Source organism: Streptomyces hainanensis (assembly GCF_004348415.1).
Taxonomy (GTDB): Bacteria; Actinomycetota; Actinomycetes; order Streptomycetales; family Streptomycetaceae; genus Streptomyces; species Streptomyces hainanensis.
Genome location: NZ_SMKI01000936.1, coordinates 1 through 491 on the forward strand (window position 1 = coordinate 1; position 491 = coordinate 491).

General features: G+C 78.8%; 1 protein-coding gene. It reads right to left on the bottom strand.

Annotation, left to right across the window (positions count from 1 at the left end; genetic code table 11):
• A partial coding sequence (locus E1283_RS36875; RefSeq protein WP_425086288.1) for a hypothetical protein occupies positions 1–472 on the bottom strand: 472 nt, incomplete at its 3' end.
• Positions 473–491: the final 19 nt, after the last annotated feature.

Here is a 491-nt window from a genome sequence, read left to right on the forward strand (position 1 = left end):
GGCCGCCGACCCGTGGCCGCGCGCCAGGGACGAGCGGGGCGAGCTGCCGCGCCGCGCCGGGGTCAGCTCCTTCGGGGCCGGCGGCTCCAACGCCGCGGGGTCCGAGCCGGCCGATGGTGGCGCTCTGGGCCCAGCGGGCGGAGCGGGGCTTGAGTCGGGTGGTGTGTCTGGCGATGAGCTGGGCGCGGCGGCCGAGGTCGGGTTCCTGCCAGGGGACGGGGATCAGGGCCATGGTGAAGCGGTTGCCGAGGTAGGGCTGGCCGGGGTCGTGGCCGAGCGCGACGGGCAGTCCGAAGCCGCGGGCGCGGCGGCCCTCGGCCGTCCAGCCGGTGGCGTCGAAGCGTTCGGCGGCGCGGGAGAGCGCGGCGAGGTGGACGTCGAGCACCGAGCAGCCGAGGCGGCCGGCGGCGGCCCGGAGCCGGCCGACCGGCACGGTGGCGGCGGAGAGCAGGCGTTCGTTCTTGCGGGGCACGTCGAGCAACGGGCGGCGG